The following is a 26,125-nucleotide window of genomic DNA, read 5'->3' on the forward strand; positions in this document are numbered from 1 at the left end:
AGGCGCGTCGCGGGGGACGGGGGAGGTACATCACAAAGTCCGGTGCGACTCAGGTCTGGCGCGCTCGTTACTCGCCGGTTAAGCTCAGACGAGCGAGTTACCCACTCGCACTTCCACTGGCGACGGTTTGGTGACGCGGCCGCCGCCGGGGACAGCTCCCACGCCCTTGGGGCAGTGGGGCGATGTCGGTTCGGTACGTGTACGTGTACCGCAGTACGACCCGGCTCCGGGACAGGGCCGGTCGGATTCCCTGCCGTTTGCCGCTCGCGGGCGTGTGCATCGCCCGTGGCACCCGGCAGCACCGGGCGTGTGCGCTCGCAGCCCGGCAACACCCGCACTCCTTCCCCGCACTGCGGTGCGCCCCTCGGCGCACCCGGCGCGCCCCTCGTCGTCACCCTCATTCCTGGAGTCCCGCGATGGCCACTCCCCTGTCCCCCCAGTCCGGCACCCCGCTGTCCCCGTTCAAGACGATCGCCGTCGTCGGCCTCGGCACCATGGGCACCGGCATCACCGAGGTCCTCGCGAAGGCCGGTCGCGAGGTGATCGGCATCGACGTCAGCGAGGCCCAGGCCGCGAAGTGCGTCGCCGCTCTGGAGGCCCGTACCGCCCACTGCGTGGAGCGCGGCCGGCTCACCGAGCAGGAGCGCACCGAGGCACTGGCCCGGATCCGCACCACCACCGACCTCACCGCGGCGGCCGACGCCGACCTCGTCATCGAGGTGGCCCCGGAGTCGTACGAGATCAAGCAGCAGATCTTCCGCGAGCTGGACGGCATCGTCCGCCCGGAGACGATCCTCGCGACCGGCACCAACGCCCTGTCCGTCACCCGGCTCGCGGCCGACTCGGCCCGCCCCGAGCGGGTGCTCGGCCTGCACTTCTTCAACCCGGCGCCGGCGATGAAGCTGGTCGAGGTGGTCTCCTCGGTGCTGACCGCGCCGCAGGCCGTCGCCGCGGTCACGGACCTCGCGATCGAGCTGGGCAAGGAGCCGGTCGCGGTCGGCGACCGCCCGGGGTTCGTCGCCGACGGCCTGCTGTTCGGCTATCTCAACCAGGCCGCCGCGATGTACGAGGCGCGCTACGCCTCCCGCGAGGACATCGACGCGGCGATGCGGCTCGGCTGCGGTCTGCCGATGGGTCCGCTCGCCCTGCTGGACCTGATCGGCATCGACACCGCGCGGACGGTCCTGGAGGCCATGTACGCCGAGTCCCGCGACCGGCTGCACGCCCCGGCGCCGATCCTGAAGCAGCTCAGCGAGGCGGGCCTGACCGGCCGCAAGTCCGGGCGCGGCTTCTACAGCTACGCGGCGCCGGGCAGCGCCACGGTCGTGCCGGACGCGCTGACCCCGGCGGAGGGAGACACCAAGGCCACCGGCCGCACCGTCCGCTCGGTGGGCGTCGCCGGTTCCGGCACCATGGCCTCGGGCATCGCCGAGGTGTTCGCCAAGGCGGGCTACGACGTCGTCCTGGCCGCGCGCAGCGAGGAGAAGGCACAGGCCGCCAAGGCCCGTATCGGCAAGTCGCTTTCGCGCTCTGTCGACAAGGGCCGGCTGACCGCCGAGGCCGCCGCGCAGATCCTGGACCGGATCGCCCCGGCCGGGTCCTACGACGCCTTCGCCGAGGTCGACCTGGCCGTCGAGGCGATCGCCGAGGACCTGGAGATCAAGCAGCAGCTGTTCGCCACGCTGGACAAGGTCTGCAAGCCCGGCGCGGTCCTCGCCACCACCACCTCCTCGCTGCCCGTCGTCGCCTGCGCCCGCGCCACCTCGCGCCCGCAGGACGTGATCGGCATGCACTTCTTCAACCCGGCGCCGGCGATGAAGCTGGTCGAGGTCGTGCGGACCGTGCTGACGGCCGACGACGTCCACGCGACCGTCCGCGAGGTCTGCACGAAGATCAAGAAGCACGCGGTGGACTGCGGCGACCGGGCGGGCTTCATCGTGAACGCGCTGCTGTTCCCGTACCTGAACAACGCGATCAAGATGGTCCAGGAGCACTACGCGTCCCTGGACGACATCGACGCCGCGATGAAGCTCGGCGGCGGCTACCCGATGGGCCCCTTCGAGCTGCTGGACGTGGTCGGCCTGGACGTCTCGCTGGCGATCGAGAAGGTCCTGCACCGCGAGTTCCGCGACCCCGGCCTCGCCCCGGCCCCGCTGCTGGAGCACCTGGTGGCCGCGGGCTGCCTCGGCCGCAAGACCGGCCGCGGCTTCCGCGAGTATGCCCGCCGCTGACGGCGTCGGCGACTGGTCCCGCACGGAGGCGGACTGGGGCGGGCTGCTCGATCCGGGCGCGCTCGCCCCGCCCGGCCGGCCGGGCCCTCCCCCGCCCCCGGCGGGCGGGGGATATGGCACACCTGCGCATCGAGCTGCGCACATGCAGTACGTTCAGGTCATGTCCCAGCCCGCCAAGTCCTCACGTACACCAGCTACGCCCGACGCGCCGGAAAGTGCCGCAGGCAGTCGCGCCGCCGCCCAGCGGCTCAAGATGCGCCGAGAACTGGCGGCCGCAGCCATGGAGCTGTTCGCGACCAAGGGGTACGAGGCGACCACCGTCGACGAGATCGCGGCCGCCGCCGGGGTCGCCCGCCGCACCTTTTTCCGCCACTTCCGTTCCAAGGAAGAGGCGATCTTCCCCGACCACGACGACACGCTGATCCGCGCGGAGGCGGTCCTCAACGCCGCCCCCGCGCACGAGCACCCGCTCGACACCGTGTGCCGCGGCATCAAGGAAGTCATGAAGATGTACGCGGCCGCGCCGGAGATCTCGGTGGCCCGCTACAAGCTGACCCGCGAGGTGCCCACCCTCCGGGAGGCCGAGATCGCCTCGGTGGCCCGCTACGAACGCCTCTTCACCCGCTACCTCCTCGGCCACTTCGACGAGCACGCGCACGCCGACGACGCCAACGACGACCCATTGCTGGCCGAGGTGGCCGCCTCCGCCGTCGTCACCGCCCACAACCACGTCCTGCGGCGCTGGCTGCGGGCGGGCGGCCAGGGCGACGTCGAGGCGCAGCTGGACCACGCCTTCGCGATCGTGCGGAAGACCTTCGGCACCGGGATCGGGGCCGGGCGCGGTCCGGCGCCGGGCCCGGCCGCCGGCACCGTCCCGGCGACGGCGTCCGCGCACGGCGAGGTGCTCGTCACGGTCGCCCGTACCGACGCTCCGCTGGACGAGGTCATGCGGACCATCGAGGAGGCGCTGAAGGAGCGCTGAGACCGCTCCCCCACGTGTGACGACGGCCACCCGCCCGGGTGGCCGTTTTGCCATGTCAGGGCCCGTTTTCGAGCAGATTTCAGAGGCCGTTCGATCGATCATCGCTCATTTGTTACGTAAAGATTTCACCTGAGCCCAACTCCTGGCACTCAGTGCCTTGCCACCTGACACGCGGTGTCATACGTTGAGAGTGTCCGGGCGGCCGGCGAGCAGAGACCGATCGCTCGCCGGCTGTCCCCAAGGGCCCCACGGCCCGCGCGCCCGGACGCCTGCGTCACAGGCAACCTCCCGCGCCACAAAGCGCTGCCGAAGCACCACCGAGCCGAACCGACGGCACACCTCAACACCCTCAGCAGCACTCATCGCAGCACCGACGAACCCTCAGCGCCCCCTCCCTCAGGGGCGCGAACCGCCGGAGGCAACACCGTGACCGTGAAGGACATCCTGGACGCGATCCAGTCGCCGGAATCGACGCCGGCCGACTTCGCCGCCCTGCCGCTCCCCGAGTCGTACCGCGCGATCACCGTGCACAAGGACGAGACGGAGATGTTCGCGGGCCTGGACACCCGCGACAAGGACCCGCGCAAGTCGATCCACCTCGACGAGGTGCCCGTGCCCGAACTCGGCCCGGGCGAAGCCCTGGTGGCCGTCATGGCTTCCTCAGTCAACTACAACTCGGTGTGGACCTCGATCTTCGAGCCGCTGCCGACGTTCGGCTTCCTGGAGCGCTACGGCAAGGTCAGCGAGCTGACCCGCCGGCACGACCTGCCGTACCACATCATCGGCTCCGACCTCGCGGGCGTCGTCCTGCGCACCGGTCCGGGCGTCAACGCCTGGAAGCCCGGTGACGAGGTCGTCGCCCACTGTCTGTCCGTCGAGCTGGAGTCCTCCGACGGCCACAACGACACCATGCTCGACCCCGAGCAGCGCATCTGGGGCTTCGAGACCAACTTCGGCGGCCTCGCCGAGGTCGCGCTCGTCAAGTCCAACCAGCTGATGCCGAAGCCGGCCCACCTGTCGTGGGAGGAGGCCGCGGCCCCCGGCCTGGTGAACTCCACCGCCTACCGCCAGCTGGTCTCCCGCAACGGCGCCCAGATGAAGCAGGGCGACAACGTCCTGATCTGGGGCGCGAGCGGAGGACTCGGCTCGTACGCCACCCAGTTCGCGCTGGCCGGCGGCGCCACCCCGATCTGTGTGGTCTCCAGCGAGCAGAAGGCCGAGATCGCGCGGAAGATGGGCGCCGAGCTGATCATCGACCGCAACGCCGAGGGCTACAAGTTCTGGAAGGACGAGCACACCCAGGACCCGAAGGAGTGGAAGCGCTTCGGCAAGCGCATCCGCGAACTGACCGGCGGCGAGGACGTCGACATCGTCTTCGAGCACCCCGGCCGCGAGACCTTCGGTGCCTCGGTCTACGTCACCCGCAAGGGCGGCACGATCGTCACCTGCGCCTCCACCTCGGGCTACCAGCACGAGTACGACAACCGCTACCTGTGGATGTCCCTGAAGCGGATCATCGGCTCCCACTTCGCCAACTACCGCGAGGCCTGGGAGGCCAACCGCCTCGTCGCCAAGGGCAGGATCCACCCGACCCTGTCGAAGGTGTACTCGCTGGAAGAGACCGGCCAGGCGGCGTACGACGTCCACCGCAACCTGCACCAGGGCAAGGTCGGCGTGCTGTGTCTCGCGCCCGAGGAAGGCCTCGGTGTGCGCGACGAGGAGATGCGCGCCAAGCACATCGACGCCATCAACCGTTTCCGCAACGTCTGAGAGCCATAGATGACAGAGCGTCAGAAGGACCGTCCGTGGCTCATGCGGACGTACGCGGGCCACTCGACGGCCGAGGCGTCCAACGAGCTGTACCGGCGCAACCTCGCGAAGGGCCAGACCGGTCTGTCGGTGGCCTTCGACCTGCCGACGCAGACCGGCTACGACCCCGACCACATCCTCGCCCGCGGCGAGGTCGGCCGGGTCGGCGTGCCCGTCGCGCACCTCGGTGACATGCGCCGGCTGTTCCAGGACATTCCCCTGGAGCAGATGAACACCTCGATGACGATCAATGCCACCGCCATGTGGCTGCTGGCGCTCTATCAGGTCGTCGCCGAGGAGCAGGGCGCGGACATCACCAAGCTCCAGGGCACGACTCAGAACGACATCGTCAAGGAGTACCTGTCCCGGGGCACCCATGTGTTCCCGCCGGGGCCCTCGCTCCGCCTGACGACGGACATGATCGCGTACACGGTCTCCCACATCCCGAAGTGGAACCCGATCAACATCTGCAGCTACCACCTGCAGGAGGCCGGGGCCACGCCGGTGCAGGAGATCGCGTACGCGATGTCCACCGCGATCGCCGTCCTCGACGCCGTGCGCGACTCCGGCCAGGTGCCGCAGGAGCGCATGGGCGACGTGGTGGCCCGTATCTCCTTCTTCGTGAACGCGGGCGTCCGCTTCGTCGAGGAGATGTGCAAGATGCGCGCGTTCGGCCGCATCTGGGACAAGGTCACCCGCGAGCGCTACGGCATCGAGAACGCCAAGCAGCGCCGGTTCCGCTACGGCGTCCAGGTCAACTCTCTGGGTCTGACCGAGGCGCAGCCGGAGAACAACGTCCAGCGGATCGTGCTGGAGATGCTGGCCGTGACGCTGTCGAAGGACGCACGCGCGCGTGCCGTGCAGCTGCCGGCCTGGAACGAGGCCCTCGGCCTGCCCCGGCCGTGGGACCAGCAGTGGTCGCTGCGCATCCAGCAGGTGCTCGCCTACGAGAGCGACCTGCTGGAGTACGAGGACATCTTCGAGGGCTCGAAGGTGATCGAGGCGAAGGTGGACCAGCTGGTCACCGACTCCCTCGCGGAGATCGACCGCATCCAGGAGATGGGCGGCGCGATGGCCGCCGTGGAGTCCGGCTACCTGAAGTCGCAGCTGGTCGCCTCGCACGCCGAGCGCCGGGCGCGGATCGAGTCCGGCCAGGAGAAGATCATCGGTGTCAACGCGTTCGAGGGCACCGAGCCCAACCCGCTCACGGCCGACCTGGACACCGCGATCATGACGGTCGACCCGGCGGTCGAGGCCCGGGTCATCGACTCGCTGCAGAACTGGCGCGACACGCGGTACCAGCCGCCCTTCAACCACCCGCGCCCCTGCAAGGCGCTGGAGCGGCTGAAGGAGGCCGCCAAGGGCACCGGCAACCTGATGGAGGCCACCCTGGAGTGCGCCCGCGCCGGGGTCACGACCGGCGAGTGGGCGGGGGCGCTGCGCGAGGTGTTCGGCGAGTTCCGGGCGCCGACCGGGGTCTCCTCGGCTCCGGTGGCCGTCCCCGTCGAGGCGGGCTCCGCGCTCGCCGAGGTCCGCGCCAAGGTGGACGCCACCGCGCGTGACCTGGGCGTCGGCAAGCTGCGCTTCCTGGTCGGCAAGCCGGGCCTGGACGGGCACTCCAACGGCGCCGAGCAGATCGCCGTACGCGCGCGTGACGCCGGATTCGAGGTGGTCTACCAGGGCATCCGGCTCACCCCCGAGCAGATCGTGGACGCCGCCCTCGCGGAGGACGTGCACGCGGTCGGCCTGTCGATCCTGTCCGGCTCGCACGCCCAGCTGGTGCCGGACGTGCTCCAGCGGCTGCGTGTGGCCGGTGCCACAGATATACCGGTGATCGCCGGTGGCATCATCCCGAATGGTGATGCGGAGCAGCTCAGGGCCGCCGGAGTGGCCGCCGTCTTCACCCCGAAGGACTTCGACATCACCGGAATCATCGGCGCCATCGTCGACGAGATCCGGAAAGCGAACAAGCTCGACCCCCTGGAGGTCCCCGCATGACCACCCCTGTCAACCGCCTTCGCCCGCGGCGCTCCTGCCTGGCCGTACCGGGCAGCAACCCGCGCTTCCTGGAGAAGGCGCAGGGTCTCCCGGCGGACCAGGTCTTCCTGGACCTGGAGGACGCGTGCGCGCCGCTCGCCAAGCCCGAGGCGCGGCACACCATCGTCAAGTTCCTCAACGAGGGCGACTGGACGGGCAAGACGCGCGTCGTGCGCGTCAACGACTGGACGACCGAGTGGACGTACCGTGACGTCGTGACGGTGGTCGAGGGCGCGGGCCAGAACCTCGACTGCATCATGCTGCCGAAGGTGCAGACGGCCGAGCAGGTCGTCGCCCTGGACCTGCTGCTGACGCAGATCGAGAAGACCATGGGCTTCGAGGTCGGCAAGATCGGCATCGAGGCGCAGATCGAGAACGCGCAGGGCTTGAACAACGTCAACGCGATCGCGCAGGCCTCCCCGCGCGTCGAGACGATCATCTTCGGCCCGGCCGACTTCATGGCCTCCATCAACATGAAGTCGCTGGTCGTGGGCGAGCAGCCGCCCGGCTACCCGGCGGACGCCTACCACTACATCCTGATGAAGATCCTGATGGCCGCCCGCGCCAACAACCTCCAGGCGATCGACGGCCCCTACCTGCAGATCCGCAACATCGACGGCTACCGCGCGGTCGCCCAGCGCGCCGCAGCCCTCGGCTTCGACGGCAAGTGGGTGCTGCACCCGGGCCAGGTCGAGGCGTCCAACGAGATCTTCTCGCCCTCCCAGGAGGACTACGACCACGCCGAGCTGATCCTGGACGCGTACGACTACTACACGTCCGAGGCGGGCGGCAAGAAGGGCTCCGCGATGCTCGGCGACGAGATGATCGACGAGGCCAGCCGCAAGATGGCCCTGGTCATCTCGGGCAAGGGCCGGGCCGCCGGCATGCAGCGCACGTCGAAGTTCGAGACCCCCGACAACTAAGGAGCCCTGAGCGCGATGCAGTTCGGACGCACCTACGAGGAGTTCGAGGTCGGGGCGACGTACAAGCACTGGCCCGGCAAGACGGTCACGGAGTACGACGACCACCTGTTCTGTCTCCTCACCATGAACCACCACCCGCTCCACATGGACACCAACTATGCGGAGAAGACGACGGACTTCGGCAAGAACGTCGTCGTCGGGAACTACATCTACTCCCTGCTGCTCGGCATGAGCGTGCCGGACATCTCCGGCAAGGCGATCGCCAACCTGGAGATCGAGTCGCTCAAGCACGTGGCGCCGACCTTCCACGGCGACACGATCTACGGCGAGACGACCGTGCTCGACAAGTGGCCGTCGAAGTCGAAGAACGACCGCGGGATCGTCTACGTCGAGACCAAGGGCTACAAGCAGGACGGCACGCTGGTGTGCGTCTTCCGCCGCAAGGTCATGGTGCCGACCGAGACGTACATCAAGGAGCGCGGCGGCGAGCAGCCCGGCCGTCCCGAACTGAAGCAGCAGGAGAAGTAGCCATGGCGCGCCTCGCCCAGACCGCCGGTCTTACCGATGTCCAGCAGGAGATCCTCTCCACCGTCCGGGACTTTGTCGACAAGGAGATCATTCCGGTCGCGACCGAGCTGGAGCACCGCGACGAGTACCCGCAGCAGATCGTGGACGGCCTGAAGGAACTCGGCCTGTTCGGTCTGATGATCCCCGAGGAGTACGGGGGCCTGGGCGAGTCGCTGCTCACCTACGCGCTGTGCGTGGAGGAGATCGCCCGTGGCTGGATGTCGGTGTCCGGCATCATCAACACCCACTTCATCGTCGCGTACATGCTCAAGCAGCACGGCACGCAGGAGCAGAAGGACCACTTCCTGCCGCGCATGGCGGCCGGCGACATCCGGGGCGCCTTCTCGATGTCCGAGCCGGCCCTCGGCTCCGACGTCTCGGCGATCACCTCGAAGGCGGTCAGGGACGGCGACGAGTACGTCCTGAACGGCCAGAAGATGTGGCTGACGAACGGCGGCACGTCGTCCCTGGTGGCCGTGCTCGTCCGCAGTGACGAAGGCCACCCCGAGGGCACGGCTCCCCACAAGTCGATGACGACCTTCCTGATCGAGAAGGAGCCCGGCTTCGGCGAGGTCCGCCCCGGCCTCACGATCCCCGGCAAGATCGAGAAGATGGGCTACAAGGGCGTCGACACGACCGAGCTGATCATGGACGGTCTGCGGCTTCCGGCCGATCGGGTGCTCGGCGGTGTCACCGGCCGAGGTTTTTACCAAATGATGGACGGTGTCGAGGTCGGCCGCGTCAACGTGGCGGCGCGCGGCTGCGGCGTCGCCCAGCGTGCCTTCGAGCTGGGCGTGCAGTACGCCCAGCAGCGGCACACCTTCGGCAAGCCGATCGCCCAGCACCAGGCCATTCAGTTCAAGCTGGCGGAGATGGGCACCAAGGTCGAGGCCGCGCATGCGATGATGGTCAACGCGGCACGCAAAAAGGACTCCGGAGAGCGTAACGACCTCGAAGCCGGGATGGCGAAGTACCTCGCCTCCGAATACTGCAAGGAGGTCGTGGAGGACGCCTTCCGGATCCACGGCGGCTACGGCTTCTCCAAGGAGTACGAGATCGAGCGCCTCTACCGCGAGGCCCCGATGCTGCTCATCGGTGAAGGTACCGCCGAGATCCAGAAAATGATCATCGGGCGCAGGCTGCTCGAAGAGTATCGATTCCAGGGCTGAATGTCCGGGTACGGGGTGTTTTCTTCGAGAAGAAGATCACACCCTGTAGACGGTCTTCGGCCGCCGACTCGACTGCCTGGCTTGCCCAGTTGCAGCCCGCGACCGGTACGATCCCACGGAAAGCCGCCGTCCCCCGTCTTGCGCGGCATCATCCGCTACGAAGGTCATCCATGCCCCACAGCCAAACCTCTGCACCTCGCGACAGCCGAGCCGGCGTACGCCTCGCGCGCGGAGCATCGCCGTGGCTTCTCCCGACCGTCGCCACCGCAGCCCTCAGCCTGGCCCGCGCCCGCCGCTCCGGCGCGGCGAAGGCCGTGGCCGTGCCCGCCACCGCGCTCGCGGCGGGCATGCTGTGGTTCTTCCGCGACCCCGAGCGCGAGATCGGCTCCGGCCGGGTGATCTCACCCGCCGACGGCGTGGTGCAGAGCATCATGCCGTGGAAGGACGGACGCACCCGCGTCGCGATCTTCATGAGCCCGCTGAACGTCCACGTCAACCGCGCGCCCCTCGCGGGCACGGTGACGTCCGTCGAGCACGTCCCCGGCGGCTTTGTTCCGGCTTTCAACAAGGAGAGCGAGAACAACGAGCGCGTAGTCTGGCATTTCGACACCGAACTCGGCGACATCGAGATGATCCAGATCGCCGGCGCGGTGGCCCGCCGCATCGTGCCCTACATCCCCGAGGGCACGAAGGTCGAGCAGGGCGACCGAATCGGTCTGATCCGCTTCGGCTCGCGTGTCGACCTCTACCTGCCCGAGGGCGTGGAGGTCGCGGTCGAGGTCGGACAGAAGACCGTGGCTGGGGTGACTCGCATTGACCGTGATTGATCCGGAGACCCAGGCGGGCTGGGTGCCCGAGGCCGACGAGGTGGACGACGAGGAGGAGATGCCCCTCTCGCTCCGCCTGTCGATAGCGGACACCCTCACTCTGGGCAATGCGACGTGCGGCTTCATGGCGGTGTACTTCACCACCACCGGCATCCTGATCCCGCACCTGACAGGCAATGACGCGTCCGCGGGCATGGCGCGGCACAGCGCCGCCACGGCCGTCATCCTGATGCTCTGCGCGGCCGTCTTCGACCTGTTCGACGGGCTGGTCGCGCGGAAGCTGCGCTCCTCGCCCATGGGCGCCGAGCTGGACAACCTCTCCGACCTGATCAGCTTCGGTCTCGCCCCCGCGTACTTCGTGCTCGTCTACGGCATGGTCGCGGACGACGCACACCAGCGGATGGCGGCGCTGGGCGCGATCGTGGTGCTGCTGGCGGTCGTGCTCAGACTCGCCCGCTTCTCGTGCGTGACGATGAAGGACGGCATGTTCCAGGGCATGCCCTCGCCGTTCGGCGCGCTGACGGTGGTCTCCATCGTCCTTCTGGAGCTGCCCTTCGTGGCGACACTGCTGGCGATCCTGGGCACGGCGTGGCTGATGGTGAGCCGGGTCGAGTACCCGAAGCCGCGGGGGCGCCTCGCCGGCGCGATGCTCTCGTGGATCGTGCTGTCCATGGGCCTGCTGGCCGCCTGGGCCTTCGACGCCCCGAGCGGTCAGCTGCTGCTCCAGACCGGCTGTGCGCTGCAGCTGGTCATGGGTGCGGTGATTCCGCTGTTCGCCACGGCCCGGCGGGTGAACAACTTCCGCGACAATCGGCGCGAGGCGCGGACGGCACAGCTGCCCTGACCCTCCGTACCGGCACTGACGGGTGTGGCCCGAGCCTCCGAGGCTCGGGCCACACCTGTTCTGTGTTCAACAGGCCACCCGTCTCCCGTTGATCAGTCAACTAGCCTTTGCCTGCGCCGAGTTGCGGAAGGCAATGAGGGGGAGGACGGTGAAGAAGGGGGTGTTGCCAGTGGCATGTGCCACACGGCAGGGGGTATCTCGCATTCTTTCCGGATCGGAGAACCGCCATGTCCGCACTCGTCACCGCGGACTACCACGTTCCGCACACATCCACGATTCCGGCAAACAAGGGTGAATCGGTCACTCTGTTCGTACGGGAGTACCGGAAGAACAACGTCCCCGACACCAAGCCCCTGCTGATGCTCCACGGGCGAAGCGCCCCGGCGGTCGCGGGATTCGACCTCGTGCTGCCCCACGGCTTCGGCCTCGGCGGCCCCGAGACCCGCTACAGCTGGGCACAGGACCTCGCTCAGCAGGGCTTCGACGTGTTCCTCATGGACCTGCAGGGCAACGGGCTCTCCCCGCGGCCGAGGATGGACGAGCCGTGCAACGCCAACCCGGCCCAGCAGCCCATCCTGGTGCCCAACCCGCTCCAGGACGTGTGCCCGCCACCGCCTCCCTACCCGTACCAGCTCGGCAACTCCGAGAGCGAGTGGGCGGAGCTGGACACCGTGGTCCGCTTCATCAGGAATCTGTCCCCCGACCGGAACAAGCCGATCGACTTCGTCGGCTGGTCCGCGGCTGCGTTCGTGATGGGCCCCTACACCATCCAGCACCCGGAGAACGTCGACCGCCTGGTTCTGCTGGCCCCCGTCTTCCCGCCCGGCGGCCGCTGGTCCACACACCCGGAGGACCCCTTCGGACGCCCGCCCGAGGCCCAGACCCTGCCCGTGTCCAAGCCGGCCGTTCTGTTCGGCTTCCCGATGAACGTGGGCAGCAAGACCGGCTTCCAGACCGGGTGGGACCTCGAGCAGGGCAGCCCGGCGCAGCGGGAGCCCGGCATGGTGGACGAGGTGTGGCAGGCCATGATGGCCAACGACGACCTCGGCGCCAAATGGGGGCCTCTGCAGTCCGACGGCAGCGCCGAGGGCGTGCTGCGCTACCGGAACACCTACTGGTGGGGCTGGAACAACCAGACCGTGCCCATCAAGGACGACTCGGGCACGCCCGTGCTCGGCGGCCGGGTGCCGGTGCTCATCGTCTACGGAGCGCTGGACAGGCAGGCCAACAATCCGCCCTCGCTGCCCCCGGTGGCGCACTTCTCCGTCCCGGATCTGTTCCAGGCCATCGCCGGACCGGAGAAGCTCATGTTCTGCTTCGCCGACGCCGGGCACTCCATGGTCTGGGAACGCGAGGCCAAGGCCCTGCACGACATCTCGCAGCAGTGGCTCAAGGACGGCAAGGTGCTGGGCCTCACGGCCGGCAGCTACTTCCGTGACCCGGACGGCGAACTCACACCCCTGCAGTAGCAGCGGGACGGGCGGGCGCCATGCCCGCCCGTTGTCCGGGCCCGCCCGTCGTCCGGACCGCTCAGACCAGCCAGTCCCGCGCGATCCTCTGCGCCACGGCCTCCAGGATCGGCCCGCCCTCCGCGATGCACCGCGCCACATCCGGCTCGACCGAGGTGAGCGGGTACGCCTGCCGGATCCCTGCCCGCTCCAGCGCCTCCTCGGGCAGAGCCAGCCGCCCGCACACCGCCACGACCTGCTTGCCCGCCGCCCGAGCCGCAGCGGCGACACCCGCCGGCGCCTTCCCGTGCAGCGTCTGCTCGTCCAGCGAGCCCTCACCCGTGATCACCAGCGAGGCCCGCTCCAGCGCGGGGGCGAAGCCGAGGACGTCCAGCATGACCTCGATGCCGGGCCGGAAGCGGGCGCCCAGGAGGAGCGCGCCGTAGCCGATGCCACCGGCCGCGCCGGCGCCCGGTGCCGCCGCGTGCTCGGCGGCACGCGGTCCCACGGCCGCCTCCAGCACCTTGGCGAAGTGCGCGAGGGCCGCGTCCAGGGCCGCCACGTCGTCCGGTGAGGCGCCCTTCTGCGGGCCGTAGACGGCGGGGGCGCCCTTCGGCCCGGTCAGCGGATTGTCGACGTCGCTGGCCAGCACCAGTTCCACGGACGACAGGCGGGGGTCCAGGCCCGACAGGTCGGCGCGTGCCAGGTCGGCGAGGCCACCGCCGCCCGCGGACACCGGGTCGCCGTCCTCGTTCAGGAACAGCGCGCCCAGCGCCGACAGCATGCCCGCGCCGCCGTCCGTCGTGGCGCTGCCGCCGACGCCGAACACGATGGTCCGCGCGCCCGCGTCCAGCGCGGCCCGCAGCAGCTCGCCGGAGCCGTACGTGGAGGCCGTCAGGGGCGCGAAGACTCCGGCGGGGAGGCGCTGCAGGCCGCTGGCCTCCGCCATCTCCACGACCGCGGTCGAGCCGCGCAGCGCGAACGCGGCCGGCACCTCCTGGCCCAGCGGCCCGGCGACCCGCACCTCGCGCCGCTCGAAACCGGCCGCGACCGCCGCGTCCACGGTCCCGTCGCCGCCGTCGGCCACCGGCAGCGCCTCGACCGTCAGGTCCGGCACGACCCGGCGCAGCCCGGCCGTCACCCGCTCGGCGACCTGCACGGCCGTCAGCGAGCCCTTGAACTTGTCCGCGGCGATGAGCACCCGACGGTTCTCGTTCACTGCAGCGTCCGCCACCTTGCTTACCCCTTGCTCTCCGGGCCCCGCGCACGTCAGGGCCAGTCGCGCCGCTGCGACCTTAACCTCAGCAGGCCCCCGTCGTCATGCACCGACCGCAGGCTGGGAAGCGGCTGGGAGCATCCTGGGGAAAACGGGTAGACCCCAGCCATGACCAGCGGGCGCCCCGGATCCGCCGATCTGGCCGACCGTGTCCACGGCGGCTGGCTCGGCCGGATCGCGGGCAACATGCTCGGCAAGCCGGTCGAGCAGGGCGAGGTGTGGACCCGCGAGCGCATCGACCGCTATCTGCGCAAGGCCGCGGCCCTGCCGCTCACCGACTATCTGCCCGAGCCCGCCGACCCGGCCGACGGCGCCGTACTGCGCCCGGAGTGGCGCCGGTGCGTGCGCGGCCGGATCCACGGCAGTGTGCGCGACGACGACGTCGACTACGCGATCCTCGGGCTGCACCTGCTGGAGACGTACGGCTTCGGCTTCAGCACCGAGCAGGTCGGCGAGCTGTGGCTGCTGCGGCTGCCGTATCTGCAGACCTTCACCGCGGAGCGGGCGGCGTACCGCAATCTCGCGAACGGGCTGAAACCGCCGCTGACGGCGACGTACGACAATCCGTACCAGGAGTGGATCGGCGCCCTGATCCGGGCCGACGTCTACGGCTGGACCCGCCCCGGCGACCCGGTGGCCGCCGCCGGCCTCGCCCGCCGGGACGCGGTGCTGTCGCACACCGGGAACGGCGTCTACGGCGCCATGTGGGCGGCCGCGCTGATCGCGGCGGCGTTCACCGCGCCGACCGTGCGCGACGCGCTGGAGAGCGCGCTCGGGGTGATCCCGGCCGGCAGCCGGCTCGCCCGTACCGTACGGCGGGTCATGACCCTGCACGAGGCGCGGCTGCCCTGGGCGGAGACCCTGGCCACGCTGACCGCTCGGACCGCCGGACTCGGCTGGATCCACACCGTGCCGAACGCCGCCGTTCTGACCGCCGGACTGCTCTACGGCGACGGCGACTTCACCCGGACCATCGTGCTGACCGTGCGCGGCGGCCTGGACACCGACTCCAATGGAGCCACGGCCGGCTCGGTGGCCGGGGTCCTCACCGGCGCGGCCGCGATCCCGGCCCAGTGGCGGGATCCGCTGGAGGACACGGTCCGGAGTGCGGTGTTCGGCTTCGACGGCGTACGGATCAGTGCGCTGGCGGAACGCACCCTGCGCCTGGCGACGGTTCCGCCTTAGCGGCCCGATGGCTGGATACCCTTCCTCAATGACCACGACTCCTGACTTCGCCATGTACATCGCGAGCCTGCCCCGTGTCCTCGCCGGTGCCGCAGCGCTCTTCCGGGACGCCGAGGGGCGCGTGCTGCTGGTCGAACCCAACTACCGGGAGGGCTGGGCGCTGCCGGGCGGCACGATCGAGTCGGACGACGGGGAGACCCCGCGCCAGGGTGCCCGTCGCGAGACGCTGGAGGAGATCGGGCTGGACCGGGAGCCGGGCCGGCTGCTGGCCGTGGACTGGGTCCGCGGCGAGGCCCGGCCGCCGCTGGTGTCGTACCTGTACGACGGCGGTGTCCTCGCGGAGGCCGACCTGAAGGCGATCCGGCTGCAGGAGGAGGAGCTGCTGTCGTGGCGGCTGGTTCCGCGCGAGCAGATCACCGCCCATCTGTCCGGGGCCCTCGGCCGCCGCGTCCTGACCGCCCTGGACGTCCTCGCGGACGGCTCCGGCCCCGCGGAACTGGAGAACGGCCACCGGGTGGCCTGACCGCCCCCGTCTCCGCGGACGCCGACCGCCCCCGATACCCGCTCGCCATACCCGCTCGCACCGAGCGGGGCGGCAGCCTAGTCTCGGCCCATGGACAGGCCCCTCGTAGCCATTCTCAGCGGTGCAGGTATCTCCACCGATTCCGGCATCCCCGACTACCGGGGTCCGAACGGGCTGTGGCGGCGGGATCCCGAGGCCGAGAAGCTCGTCACGTACGAGTACTACATGGCGGATTCGGAGATCCGGCGGCGGTCCTGGCAGATGCGGCGGAAGAACCGGGCGCTGCAGGCCGAGCCGAACGCCGCGCACCGGGCCGTCGCCGAGCTGGCGCGGTCCGGGCTCCCGGTGCGGGTCCTCACGCAGAACGTGGACGGGCTGCACCAGCTGGCCGGAATGCCCGACCGGAAGGTGCTCGAACTGCACGGCAGCGCACGGAGTGTCGTGTGCACCCGATGCCATGCGCGCGGGCCGATGGCGGACGCCCTCGCCCGGGTCGAGGCCGGTGAGGAGGATCCGGCGTGCCGGGAGTGCGGGGGCATCCTGAAGTCGGCGACGGTCATGTTCGGCGAACGGCTGGATCCGGTGGTGCTCGGCGAGGCCCTGGCCATCAGCAAGGCGTGCACCGTGTTCGTCGCCGTCGGCAGCAGTCTGCAGGTGCAGCCCGCCGCCGGGCTGGTCGGCGTCGCCGCCGACAACGGCGCGCAGCTGATCATCGTCAACGCCGAGCCGACGCCGTACGACGAACTCGCCGCCGAGGTCGTGCGCGAGCCGATCGGCACCGCGCTGCCCGCGCTGCTGGACCGACTGCGCCGCACCGGCCGGTGACCAGGTCATTCGACCAGGTCATTCCTGTGCTGCGGGCAGTGCGGCGTCCAGGAAGCGGCGGATGAGGGCCGGCTGGGCGCCGTTCAGGAAGACCAGTCCGACCGGGCTGGGCGGTGCGCCGGTCAGCGGGACGAAACGCAGGGCGGAGTGCGGGGCGCGGCGCCGTACGACGTCGGGGACGACGCCGATGCCACGGCCCGCGGCCACCGTCTCCAGCCATTCGTCGTAGTTGGCCGTCTCCAGGATGTGCCCCGGCCGCCAGTCCTCGGGCCATGACCAGGGGCCGGTGCTGCCACTGACGGTGTTGACCACCAGCGGCCACCGTCGTACCTCCGCCCAGTCCAGACTGGCGCGCCGGGCCAGGTCGCTGTCCTGGGAGCACACCGCGATGCGTGGCTCGTCGTAGAGGTGCACCGTGCGGACCTGGCGCGGGAGTGCCGCGTCGCCGCGTACGACGGCGATGTCGATGGTGTCCCGGCGCAGGGCCAGAAGCGGATCGTCGACGCGGGCGAGGGCGACCGAGGCGCCCGTGCTCTCCTCGAACCGCCTGACCGCCTGCTGGGCCCAGGGGTCGGGCAGCAGCCAGCTGAAGCCGAGTCGGAGGGTGGCGTCGTGGCGTGCGGAGGCGATCGCCTGGTCCAGGGTGTCGAGGACGCGCTCGGCGTGGCCGAGGAACTCCGTTCCGCTGCTGGTCAGTTCCACGTGCCGCGACGAGCGGTCGAGCAGCCGGACGCCCAGCGCGCTCTCCAGCTGTGCCACCGTGCGGCTCAACGCGGGCTGGGTGATCAGTAGTTGCTCGGCGGCGCGGGTGAACGACCGCCGGCGGGCGACGGCGACGAACGCCCGCAGGTGACGAAGTTCTACATCCATGCCGCCCAGGACCTCCCCCGGCATCCATGCCTGTGCCGCATGGATGCAGCCTAACCGGCATTTCACCCGGCTTCGAACGGTGTCTAGCGTGACGGGAGGAACGTATGCGACACATCTCGCGACACGCCTTGCGGCACGCCTTGCGACACGCCTTGCGACACGTCCCGACACGTCCGCGGAGGGAGACGATCATGATCGAGGGTTCCGTCATGGGCCCACCCGCGATGCTCCATGAGGGTTTCGGTCTGGTGCAGAAGGTGCGGCCCGAGCACCTAACGTCCTTCATCACTCCGGAGGCGGACCTGTTCTCGGTCTGGCACCTGGGCATCCCCGACGTCTCCCCGGACTCCTGGACCCTGCGGGTCGGCGGGCTGGTCTCCCATGAACTGACCCTGTCGCTCGGCGACTTGAGGGGAATGGAGCAGACGGAGATCACTTCCGTGCACGAGTGCGCGGGCAGCCCGCTGGCCCCGACCGTTCCGCAGCGGCGGGCGGGCAATGTCCGCTGGTCCGGTGTCCGGCTCGGCGAACTCCTCGGCATGGCCGGAATCGAAGAGGGCGCCACCCATGTCATCTCCACCGGCATCGATCACGGTGTCTACGACGGCACCCACCACGAGCGCTACGAGAAGGACCTCCCGCTCACGAAGGCACTGGACGGCAGTGTCCTCGTGGCCCTCTCGGTCAACGGCGCCCCGCTGCCCGTACGGCGCGGCGGCCCCGTTCGCCTGGTGGTGCCGGGCTACTACGGCACCAACTCGACGAAGTGGCTTGACTCCCTGACCGTTGCGGACCGGCGCAGCACCGGTCCGTTCACCACCAGGTACTACATGGACCCACCCGGCGACGGCTCCGACCGCGCCGTTCCGGTGTGGGAGCTGGCGCCCAACTCGTGCCTCGTCGCCCCCGTGGACGGAGACGCGCACGTCGGCGAACCGGTGGAGATCTGGGGATGGGCCTGGGCGAACGAGCCGGTGCGCTCCGTCGAGGTCACGACCGACGGCGGCCGGCACTGGACCCCCGCCCGGGTCACCCCGCGAACGGCGTACGGATGGCAGCGGTTCAGCTGCCCCTGGACGCCGGGCACGGTAGGCGAACATGTCCTCGCCTGCCGCGCCACGACGGACTCGGGAGCGACCCAGCCCGCCACGCCACGCCGCAACCGCGTACATCAGCGCGTGGTCTTCGTGGACCAAGGGAACGAGGGGAGCCGGGGAGACCAGACACACCAGGGCCGCGGAGACCAGGGAGACCAGGGCCGGGGAGACCAGGGAATCCGAGGCAGCCAGGGCCCCGGCGCGCCGGGGCGTGCGCCGCGTCGCTCACGCTGAGAACAGCGCCGCTCCCCGTTCGAAGTCCAGCAGACGGCGCTTGCGGTCCAGGCCGCCGCCGTAGCCGGTGAGGCTGCCGTCGGAGCCGACCACGCGATGGCAGGGGACGATGATGCCGACGGGGTTGCGGCCGTTGGCGAGGCCGACCGCGCGGGATGCCTGGGGATTGCCGAGGGCGTCGGCGAGTTGGCCGTAGGTGCGGGTCTCGCCGTAGGGGATGCGGGAGAGCTGCTGCCAGACGCTGTGCTGGAACGGCGTTCCCTGCAAGGCGAGTTGGAGGGTGAACTCCTTCAACTCACCGGCGAAGTAGGCCGACAGCTGCTTCTTCGCCGTCGCGAAGCAGGGCAGGTCGTCGTCGCGGGGGCCGAAGGTCTCCTCGGGCGGGCGGTGCCGCTGGCCGGCCATGTAAAGGCCGCAGAGGACACCCTCGGTATCACCACGGGTGTCGGTGTCGGTGTCGGTGTCGGCGACCAGGGTGAGCGGGCCGTAAGGGCTGTCGAGCACGGTGTGGAACGTGGACGTCACGGCAGGAACCTTCTTACACGGGCAGGAAGTTGATGGGGTGGCTGTCGGTCGCCCACAGGTACTGGACGGCGTACGCCCGCCAGGGTCGCCAGGCCTCGGCGCGGGCGGTGAGCGCGGCCGGGGTGGAGGGCAGGCCCAGCTCCTTGGCCGCGCGCCGGATGCCGAGGTCGGTGGCGAGGAAGGCGTCGGGGTCGCCGAGGGCGCGCATGGCGATGACGTCGACCGTCCAGGGCCCGAAGCCGGGCAGGGCCAGCAGCCGGGTGCGCGCCTCGGCCCAGTCGGCTTCGACGCCCAACGGGAGGGTGCCGTCGGCGAGTTCGCGGACGAGCGTGGTGAAGGTGGTGCGCCGGGTGCGGGGCATCGCCAGGCTCTCGGGGTCGACGGCGGCCAGCGCCTCGGGCGAGGGAAAGAGATGAGTGAGGCCGCCTTCGGGGTCGTCCAGGGGCTTGCCGTGCGCCATGACCAGGCGGGCCGCGTGGGTGCGGGCGGCCGCCGTGGAGACCTGCTGCCCGAGGACGGCACGGACGGCGAACTCGGCCTCGTCGACCGTGCGCGGCACCCGGCGCCCCGGGGCCTTGTCGACCAGGGGCGCGAGGAACGGATCCGTGCGCAGATGGTCGTCGACGGCGACCGGATCGGCGTCCAGGTCGAGCATCCGGCGGCAGCGGCTGATCGCCACGGTCAGATCACGCAGATCGCTGAGCGTGAGCCGGCAGGCGATGTGGTCCGGCCGCGGGGCGAGGGAGACGATCCCCTGGCCGTACGGCAGGCGCAGCGTGCGCCGGTAGGCGCCCTCCCGCCATTCCTCGACGCCGGGTACGGCGGTGGCGGCGAGGTGGCCGAAGAGATTGGAGGGGTTGAGCGGGGCGCGGAACGGCAGCCGCAGGCTGAGCCCGCCGGGTGTGCCGGCCCCGGACTTCGGTGCGCGGGCGCGCAGTTCGCTCGGGGTGAGGGCGAAGACCTCGCGGACGGTGTCGTTGAAGGTGCGGATGGAGGCGAAACCGGCCGCGAAGGCGATCTCCGCCATGGGCAGTGCGCTGGTCTCGATGAGCAGCCGCGCGGTCTGCGCGCGCTGGGCCCGGGCGAGCGCGAGCGGTCCCGCTCCCAGTTCGGCGAGCAGCTGCCGCTCGACCTGGCGGGTGCTGTACCCGAGCCGGGCGGCGAGTCCGGGCACGCCCGCACGGTCCACGACACCGTCGGCGATCAGCCGCATCGCGCGGGCCACCAGGTCGGCGCGCTGGTTCCACTCCGGGGAGCCGGGGCTCGTGTCCGGGCGGCAGCGTTTGCAGGCCCGGAAGCCGGCCTGCTGACAGGCGGCCGCGCTCGGGTAGAACGTCATGTTCTCCGGCTTGGGCGGGACGACGGGACAGCTGGGCCGGCAGTAGATCCGGGTGGTCAGGACGGCCGTGAAGAACCACCCGTCGAACCGGGCGTCCTTGGACTGCACGGCGCGTACGCAATGCTCGCGGTCGAGGTGCGTCGTCGCTGTCTGCATGCGTCCAGCATCGACCACCCGGGACGACGACCGCTGGCGGAAATCCGACACCAGCGTCTACGGGCCTGCCGGGATGCCGATCCGGGCGAGGGCGAGGGGCGGCCCAGGGGGCGGGGGCGAGGAGAGCGACCCAGGGGGCGAGGGGGCGGCGCCCCAGGGGTCAGAGGGCGAGGGGGTGGCCCAGGGGGCGTGGGACGGCCGAGGGAGCGAGGGGGTGACCCAAAGGGGCGAGGCGAGGCCGAGGGGGCGAGGGGGCGACCTAAGGAGGCGAGGGGGGTGGCTCAAGGGGGCGATGCACGGCCCCAGGCGCAAAGCTCGGCCGAGAGGGCGGGGGCTGGCCCCGGGCACAAGGCGCGGCCGAGGAGGCGAGAGACGGCCGAGGGAGCGAGGGGGTGACCCAGGGGGCCGAGGCACGGCCCGAGGGGGCGACGGACGGCTGAGAGGGCGAGGGCTGGCCCCGGGCGCAAAGCTCGGCCGAGAGGGCGAGAGACGGCCGGGCGCAAGGCGCGGCCGAGGGGGCGAAGGACTGCCGGGGACTACGGTGTGCGGGTGCTCGGGGCGGTCTGCCGGAAGCTGGTGATCCACTCGGCGGTGTGGCGCAGGCCGCCGAAGGTGTAGAAGTGCACCTTCACCGCGCCGTGCCGCTCGGGGTCGTAGCGCTGGGCGAGGGTGCGCAGGAAGCGGTCCGGGCCGGTCGTGCCCATGAGGTTGGTCAGCGAGAAGCCGTACTTGCGGGCGACGGAGGCGCTGGTCGCGACGCCGAACCGGGTGGCGTAGCCGAGCAGCCGGCGTACGCCCGCGGGTCCGGGCACGCCGATGCGCACGGGCAGGTGCACACCCCGCGCGCGGGCGGCCTCCAGCCAGCTCAGGACCGGGTCGACGTCGAAGCCGAACTGGGTGATCACGTCGCCGCCGAACCGGTGCGTGCCGATGGCCGCCGCCTTGTCGGTGAGCGCCGACCACAGCGTGCGGTCGGCTATCGCGGGGTGGCCCTCCGGGTAACCGCTGATGCCGATGTGGCGGACGCCGTGGCACTGGAGCAGCCCGGTGCGCAGCACGGCGAGGGCGTCCCCGTACGGGCCCTCGGGCCGCGCGGGGTCGCCGCCGACGACGAAGACGTTCTCGGCGGTGCCGTCCGCGGCCAGCCCGGACAGGAACTCCTCCAGGGCGGCGCGAGAAGGCAGACGGCGTGCGGAGATGTGCGGTACGGGGACGAAGCCGAGCCGCTTGACCGCGCGGGCGGCCGCCAGCCGCATGCCGAGATCCTCACCGGCGAGGAACGTGATGTTGATCCGGGTGCCGCGCGGGATGCTGCCCTGCGCCTCCTCCAGCCGGGGCACGTCCTTGCCGGTCATCTCCAGGGAGAAGTCGTCCAGCAGAGCGACATCGGCACCGACGGCCGGGGGGACGGTGAGAGCGGGGTTCATCGTGCTCCTCGTACGACGGCGTTCCTGACCCCGGCCGATGATGCCACGCGGGCGGCGGGGACCTCGTCCGGGGGTCGAGGCCGGGGGTCGAGGCCGGGGGGCAGCCGGGCTCCGCAGGGGCACCGGAGCCCCGGGCCGAGCCGGCTCCGGGCCGCCGCGCTGCCGGGTCATGCCTCCTCGCCCCCCCGCCCAAGCACCATCAACAGCATGTAGTCACCGACTCCGGAGCGCCACGCTGTCGCCGACCGTCCCGGGTACAAGCCGCGAGGCTGCCCGCGCGGGGCCTCGTTCTCCTGGTACACCTAGTCGCCCACGCGGGTCCGGTATCCCCATGTGCGAGGCGTGCTCCTGGAGTTGTACTGCGACGGCGACCCGGTGGCCGCGTGGGCCGAGGGCACCTCCGATCCGGTGAAGCGGCGGCGACGCTAGTAGTCGCTGACCCGCCGGCTACGGATCGGCGAGACTCAGGACCACGCGGTCGCCCTGTCCATGGGCGGGCGGCGGGCCTGGCGGCAGTCCTGGGTCTCGGCCTCCTGCCGTACCGACGGCTGCGGGTGGTCGCCATACGCCGGACGAGCGGCCGTAGCGACCGGCTGACCTGCCCCCGCCCCCGCTGGCGCTCTTGCTGCTCGCCGGCCTGACCGCCACCGCGGCGCGACGGCCCACGCGCCGCTCGTCCACCGGCTGCACGCCCTGCTCGCCCTGGCCCTGTTCGCCCTGTTCGCCCTGTTCGCCCTGTGGCCGTTCAACCGCCTGGTGCACGCGTCGCCGTCCCACTGGGTTACGTCGTCCGCCCGTACGTCGTCTACCGATCGCGGGGCGGGGCGGGGCGGGCGCCCGTGACGCGGTCATGGACAGGTGACGGCACATTATGGACCGATGAGACGCATCGGCTTTGGCCCTGGTGACCGGACCATCGCCCCGGCAAGGTGGTGACCCCGAACCCGAGGAGGCTACCGACCATGCGATTCCGGCACGCGGACACCATCTGGGCCACGTTCCCCGAACTGGCTTCAGGCGCGCTGTACGCCACCGGCGTGGACGCCCGCGTCGACACCGGGCCGCGCGCCGCCGAGTACACCGCCCGCGCCCTGGACCGGCTGGCCGGAACCACCGAGGGTGAGTTTCCCGAAGTGCTGGCCTGGCGGCGGACGTTCAGCCAGCTCGGAGTGAAGCCGACGCAGTACCGGTGTGCCTCGGAGTCGCTGCTGCGGCGGCTGCGGAAAGAGGGCACGCTGCCGCGCATCCATCCGCTGGTCGACCTGTGCAACGCGCTGTCGGTGGCGTACGCGATCCCGGTGGCCGTCCTCGACGTCGACCGGGTCGCCTGGCCGCTGCTGGAGGTGCGGCCGGCCGACGGCGACGAGACGTACACGGCGTTCGGCGGGGGCGTCGAGCATCCCGCGCCCGGCGAGGTGACCTTCGTCGACTCGTCGGGCCGGGCGCACGCCCGGCGCTGGACCCATCGGCAGAGCGGCCACTCGGCGGTCGGCGAGCACACCCGCCGTGTGCTGGTGGTGGCGGAGGCCATGCACGAGGGTGGCGCGGCGATGGTGCCCGAGCTGCTGAAGGCGGTGGAGGCGGAGGTGGCGGCGCACTGGGGGGCCGGCACGGAGACGGCCGTGCTCACCGCGGCCGCGCCGGACTTCGTCTTCGGCGGCTGAGCCCGGCACATGACAGCATCAGCAAGGTGAACGACGAGGAGCGAGAGCGAGAGGCGTCGGCCGCCGCGAGCGAACTCCCCGGCCGTGGCTCGGACTTCCTGCAGCTGGCGGTCGGCGATCTGCCCGCGGGCGGTAAGTCGGAGTGGCTGGCCGGCCGGCTGCGGCAGGCGATAGCGGACGGCCGACTGGCGGTGGGCAGCAGACTCCCGCCCACTCGGGTGCTCGCCGCCGAACTGCGCGTCTCCCGCGGCGTGATCACCGAGGCCTACCGCCGACTCGCCGAGGACGGTCATCTGGAGGGGCGCCGCCGCGGGGGCACGGTGGTGGTGGCGGCACCGTTCGATTCGCCGGGCACCGGGGTTCTGGGCGGGGGCACGGCCACGGCCACGGCCACGGCACCACCGATCAACTCCCCAGACACCGCCCCCCGGCACGCAGACATCCTCGCAACACCACCGACCAACTCACCGAACGCCGCACCCCGGAGTGGGGGCCGGGAGCGCGGTGAGGCGCGGAGCGGACCCGCGTGTGGCGCGCGCGGCAGGCGTGCGCCGGCTGCGTCGGGAACGGCCCGCGCCACCCTGCGCGGGACCGCGTCGCCGGAGACGCCGGACTCGCTGGGCATCACGGGCACGATGGGCTCTCGTACCTCCGGCCGCGGAACCGGCCACGCCTCCTCCGACCGCGCCCCTGACCCCACCTCCGGCACGCTGCCCTCCAACGCTCCCAGCCCGCTGCCCCCACCCCGTCCCGCGCCCGCACCCCCGCCCCCGCCCCTGCGCGCACCCGGTCGCCTCTCCCCCGCCCCGCCCACATCGCCCTTCTCCCACGCCCCCGGCGCCGACGTCTTCGACGCGTTGCGCAACGCCCCGGCCGCCGTCGACTTCACTCCCGGGCGGCCGGACCTCGCCACCTTCCCGCGTACCGCCTGGCTGCGGGCCGAGCGCGCCGTGCTCGCGGGGCTGTCCGCGGAGCACCTCGGCTACGGCGACCCCCGTGGCGCTCCCGCGTTGCGGCGGGCCGTGGCCGACTGGCTGGCGCGGATGCGGGGTGTGCGGGTGACGCCGGACGAGGTGCTGATCGTCGCGGGCACCGCCCAGGCGCTCACGCTGCTGCACCAGGTGCTGCGGGCGGACGGTATCGACGCCGTGGCGGTGGAGGACCCGGGCTCGCTCGGGGGACGCCAGCATCTGCGGAACGGGGGCCTGGACACCCCGCCGGTGCCGGTCGACGAGGAGGGGGTGCGGGTGGCTGCGTTGCGGGCGACCGGAGCCCGCGCGGTGCTGCTCACCCCGGCCCACCAGTTCCCGACCGGCGTGGTGACCAGCGGCGAGCGCCGGCGTGAGCTGCTGGGCTGGGCGCGCGACGGCGGGCTGATCCTGGAGGACGACTACGACGCCGAGCACCGTTACGACCGGCCCCCGGTCCCCGCGCTGCGGGCCCTGCTGGCCGACCGGGTGTGCTACATGGGCAGCGTGTCGAAGCTGCTCGCCCCGGCCCTGCGCATCGGCTGGCTGGTGGCCCCGCCCCGTTATCGCACGGACCTGGTCGACGCCAAGCGTTTCAACGACCTGGGCAACGCGGTGCTGCCGCAGCTGGTGCTCGCCCGGCTGATGGAGTCCGGCGCACTGGAGCGTCACCTACGGCTGTTGCGGCGCCGGCACCGCGACCGCCGGGACGCGATGATCGCCGCGCTGGCCGAGCAGTTGCCCGGCGGGACCGTGCACGGCGCCGCGGCGGGCCTGCATCTGACCGTCACCTACACCGCGGACGTGCCCGACACCGAGTTCGCGGCTGCCGCGCTGACCCGGGGCGTCAAGTGCCAACCGCTATCCTGGCACCGGCAGTTGCCCGGCCCGCCCGGTCTCGTCCTCGGCTATGCGGCCACCGCACCGGGAGCCATCGCCGAGGGCGTGGCGCTGCTCGGCGCCACCCTGCGCGAATTGACCCGGCAGCGGCGCGACCGCCAGGGCCGCCCAGCGCTGCCGCCCTCCTGAACCGCTCGTCGGACCCTGCCCGGCGCGCCACGGGGGTTTCTCCCCCCTGGCGCGCTGGTGCTGTCCCCCGCACCGAGCCGCCTGCCTGCCGGAGTGATCGCGGCCCGGGCGGTGCCTAGCGTGCTGAACCATGACCATCCCCCTTCTGTATTCCCTGCTCCGCAGGCAAA

At 71.3% G+C, this 26,125-nt stretch carries 21 protein-coding genes and 1 pseudogene; 17 read left to right on the plus strand and 5 right to left on the minus strand.

From position 1 onward, the window contains the following. Nucleotides 1-416 precede the first annotated feature (416 nt). The 10 genes from AB5L52_RS09305 to AB5L52_RS09350 all read left to right on the plus strand — a co-directional run bounded on the left by AB5L52_RS09305 (nucleotide 417) and on the right by AB5L52_RS09350 (nucleotide 12,858). Nucleotides 417-2,231 (plus strand): 3-hydroxyacyl-CoA dehydrogenase family protein, encoded by a 1,815-nt coding sequence (locus tag AB5L52_RS09305; RefSeq protein WP_369363312.1) that lies wholly within the window; start codon nucleotides 417-419, stop codon nucleotides 2,229-2,231. Between the two features lie 160 nt (nucleotides 2,232-2,391). Beyond that, a complete protein-coding gene (locus AB5L52_RS09310; RefSeq protein ID WP_351570733.1) occupies nucleotides 2,392-3,213 on the plus strand; it encodes a TetR family transcriptional regulator in 822 nt (273 codons plus the stop codon). 426 nt (nucleotides 3,214-3,639) lie between these two features. Next, entirely contained in the window at nucleotides 3,640-4,983 is a 1,344-nt protein-coding gene (gene ccrA / locus AB5L52_RS09315) for a crotonyl-CoA carboxylase/reductase (protein WP_351026318.1), read from the plus strand. 9 nt (nucleotides 4,984-4,992) lie between these two features. After that, a complete protein-coding gene (locus AB5L52_RS09320; protein ID WP_369363314.1) occupies nucleotides 4,993-7,020 on the plus strand; it encodes a protein meaA in 2,028 nt (675 codons plus the stop codon). Then, on the plus strand, nucleotides 7,017-7,982 hold the full coding sequence (locus AB5L52_RS09325; RefSeq protein WP_351570736.1) for a CoA ester lyase: 966 nt from the start codon (nucleotides 7,017-7,019) through the stop codon (nucleotides 7,980-7,982). The genes AB5L52_RS09320 and AB5L52_RS09325 overlap by 4 nt, the downstream gene beginning before the upstream one ends. Before the next feature lie 15 nt (nucleotides 7,983-7,997). Further along, nucleotides 7,998-8,510: a MaoC family dehydratase gene (locus AB5L52_RS09330; protein ID WP_019757884.1), complete on the plus strand. Its 513-nt coding sequence runs from the start codon at nucleotides 7,998-8,000 to the stop codon at nucleotides 8,508-8,510. A 2-nt stretch (nucleotides 8,511-8,512) separates the two neighbouring features. Further along, nucleotides 8,513-9,718 (plus strand): acyl-CoA dehydrogenase family protein, encoded by a 1,206-nt coding sequence (locus AB5L52_RS09335; protein WP_351026312.1) that lies wholly within the window; start codon nucleotides 8,513-8,515, stop codon nucleotides 9,716-9,718. Nucleotides 9,719-9,888: 170 nt separating this feature from the next. After that, a complete protein-coding gene (locus tag AB5L52_RS09340; protein WP_351570740.1) occupies nucleotides 9,889-10,545 on the plus strand; it encodes a phosphatidylserine decarboxylase in 657 nt (218 codons plus the stop codon). A gap of 22 nt (nucleotides 10,546-10,567) precedes the next feature. After that, nucleotides 10,568-11,389 carry a CDP-diacylglycerol--serine O-phosphatidyltransferase gene (gene pssA, locus AB5L52_RS09345; protein ID WP_351026501.1) on the plus strand — a complete coding sequence of 274 codons (822 nt, stop codon included), beginning with the start codon at nucleotides 10,568-10,570 and terminating at the stop codon, nucleotides 11,387-11,389. 227 nt (nucleotides 11,390-11,616) lie between these two features. Next, nucleotides 11,617-12,858: an alpha/beta fold hydrolase gene (locus AB5L52_RS09350; protein WP_351570743.1), complete on the plus strand. Its 1,242-nt coding sequence runs from the start codon at nucleotides 11,617-11,619 to the stop codon at nucleotides 12,856-12,858. A gap of 61 nt (nucleotides 12,859-12,919) precedes the next feature. Here AB5L52_RS09350 and AB5L52_RS09355 read toward each other — a convergent pair whose 3' ends face one another. Beyond that, the gene (locus AB5L52_RS09355; RefSeq protein WP_369368839.1) at nucleotides 12,920-14,038 is read right to left on the minus strand and encodes a glycerate kinase; all 1,119 of its coding nucleotides are present in this window, start codon (nucleotides 14,036-14,038) and stop codon (nucleotides 12,920-12,922) included. A gap of 183 nt (nucleotides 14,039-14,221) precedes the next feature. Here AB5L52_RS09355 and AB5L52_RS09360 point away from each other — a divergent pair, with 183 nt between their 5' ends. From AB5L52_RS09360 to AB5L52_RS09370, 3 genes are all read left to right on the plus strand, one after another. Continuing rightward, nucleotides 14,222-15,298 carry an ADP-ribosylglycohydrolase family protein gene (locus AB5L52_RS09360; RefSeq protein WP_369363317.1) on the plus strand — a complete coding sequence of 359 codons (1,077 nt, stop codon included), beginning with the start codon at nucleotides 14,222-14,224 and terminating at the stop codon, nucleotides 15,296-15,298. A 28-nt stretch (nucleotides 15,299-15,326) separates the two neighbouring features. Then, a complete protein-coding gene (locus AB5L52_RS09365) occupies nucleotides 15,327-15,821 on the plus strand; it encodes an NUDIX hydrolase (RefSeq protein ID WP_351026305.1) in 495 nt (164 codons plus the stop codon). A gap of 90 nt (nucleotides 15,822-15,911) precedes the next feature. Next, nucleotides 15,912-16,646: an NAD-dependent deacetylase gene (locus tag AB5L52_RS09370; protein ID WP_369363319.1), complete on the plus strand. Its 735-nt coding sequence runs from the start codon at nucleotides 15,912-15,914 to the stop codon at nucleotides 16,644-16,646. 18 nt (nucleotides 16,647-16,664) lie between these two features. Here AB5L52_RS09370 and AB5L52_RS09375 read toward each other — a convergent pair whose 3' ends face one another. Next, nucleotides 16,665-17,516: a LysR family transcriptional regulator gene (locus AB5L52_RS09375; RefSeq protein ID WP_369363321.1), complete on the minus strand. Its 852-nt coding sequence runs from the start codon at nucleotides 17,514-17,516 to the stop codon at nucleotides 16,665-16,667. Nucleotides 17,517-17,707: 191 nt separating this feature from the next. On the opposite strand from AB5L52_RS09375, the gene AB5L52_RS09380 reads away from it, so the two are divergent. Beyond that, complete coding sequence (locus AB5L52_RS09380; RefSeq protein ID WP_369363323.1) at nucleotides 17,708-18,847, plus strand: molybdopterin-dependent oxidoreductase; 1,140 nt, start codon at nucleotides 17,708-17,710, stop codon at nucleotides 18,845-18,847. Here AB5L52_RS09380 and AB5L52_RS09385 read toward each other — a convergent pair. The 3 genes from AB5L52_RS09385 to AB5L52_RS09395 form a co-directional block, all read right to left on the minus strand. Next, on the minus strand, nucleotides 18,839-19,372 hold the full coding sequence (locus AB5L52_RS09385) for a methylated-DNA--[protein]-cysteine S-methyltransferase (protein ID WP_369363325.1): 534 nt from the start codon (nucleotides 19,370-19,372) through the stop codon (nucleotides 18,839-18,841). The genes AB5L52_RS09380 and AB5L52_RS09385 overlap by 9 nt on opposite strands. A 13-nt stretch (nucleotides 19,373-19,385) precedes the next feature. Next, the gene (locus tag AB5L52_RS09390; RefSeq protein ID WP_369363327.1) at nucleotides 19,386-20,867 is read right to left on the minus strand and encodes a DNA-3-methyladenine glycosylase 2 family protein; all 1,482 of its coding nucleotides are present in this window, start codon (nucleotides 20,865-20,867) and stop codon (nucleotides 19,386-19,388) included. A gap of 536 nt (nucleotides 20,868-21,403) precedes the next feature. Next, a complete protein-coding gene (locus tag AB5L52_RS09395) occupies nucleotides 21,404-22,294 on the minus strand; it encodes a methylenetetrahydrofolate reductase (RefSeq protein WP_369363329.1) in 891 nt (296 codons plus the stop codon). A 243-nt stretch (nucleotides 22,295-22,537) separates the two neighbouring features. Between AB5L52_RS09395 and AB5L52_RS09400 the strand changes: the two are divergent. The 3 genes and pseudogenes from AB5L52_RS09400 to AB5L52_RS09410 all read left to right on the plus strand — a co-directional run. Next, nucleotides 22,538-22,717 (plus strand): annotated as a pseudogene (locus AB5L52_RS09400) (hypothetical protein); the annotation flags it as partial. A gap of 539 nt (nucleotides 22,718-23,256) precedes the next feature. After that, on the plus strand, nucleotides 23,257-23,958 hold the full coding sequence (locus AB5L52_RS09405) for a B3/4 domain-containing protein (RefSeq protein WP_369363330.1): 702 nt from the start codon (nucleotides 23,257-23,259) through the stop codon (nucleotides 23,956-23,958). A 119-nt stretch (nucleotides 23,959-24,077) separates the two neighbouring features. Next, nucleotides 24,078-25,955: a PLP-dependent aminotransferase family protein gene (locus AB5L52_RS09410; protein WP_369368840.1), complete on the plus strand. Its 1,878-nt coding sequence runs from the start codon at nucleotides 24,078-24,080 to the stop codon at nucleotides 25,953-25,955. Nucleotides 25,956-26,125 lie beyond the last annotated feature (170 nt).

The organism is Streptomyces sp. CG4, assembly GCF_041080655.1.
Classification (GTDB): Bacteria; Actinomycetota; Actinomycetes; order Streptomycetales; family Streptomycetaceae; genus Streptomyces.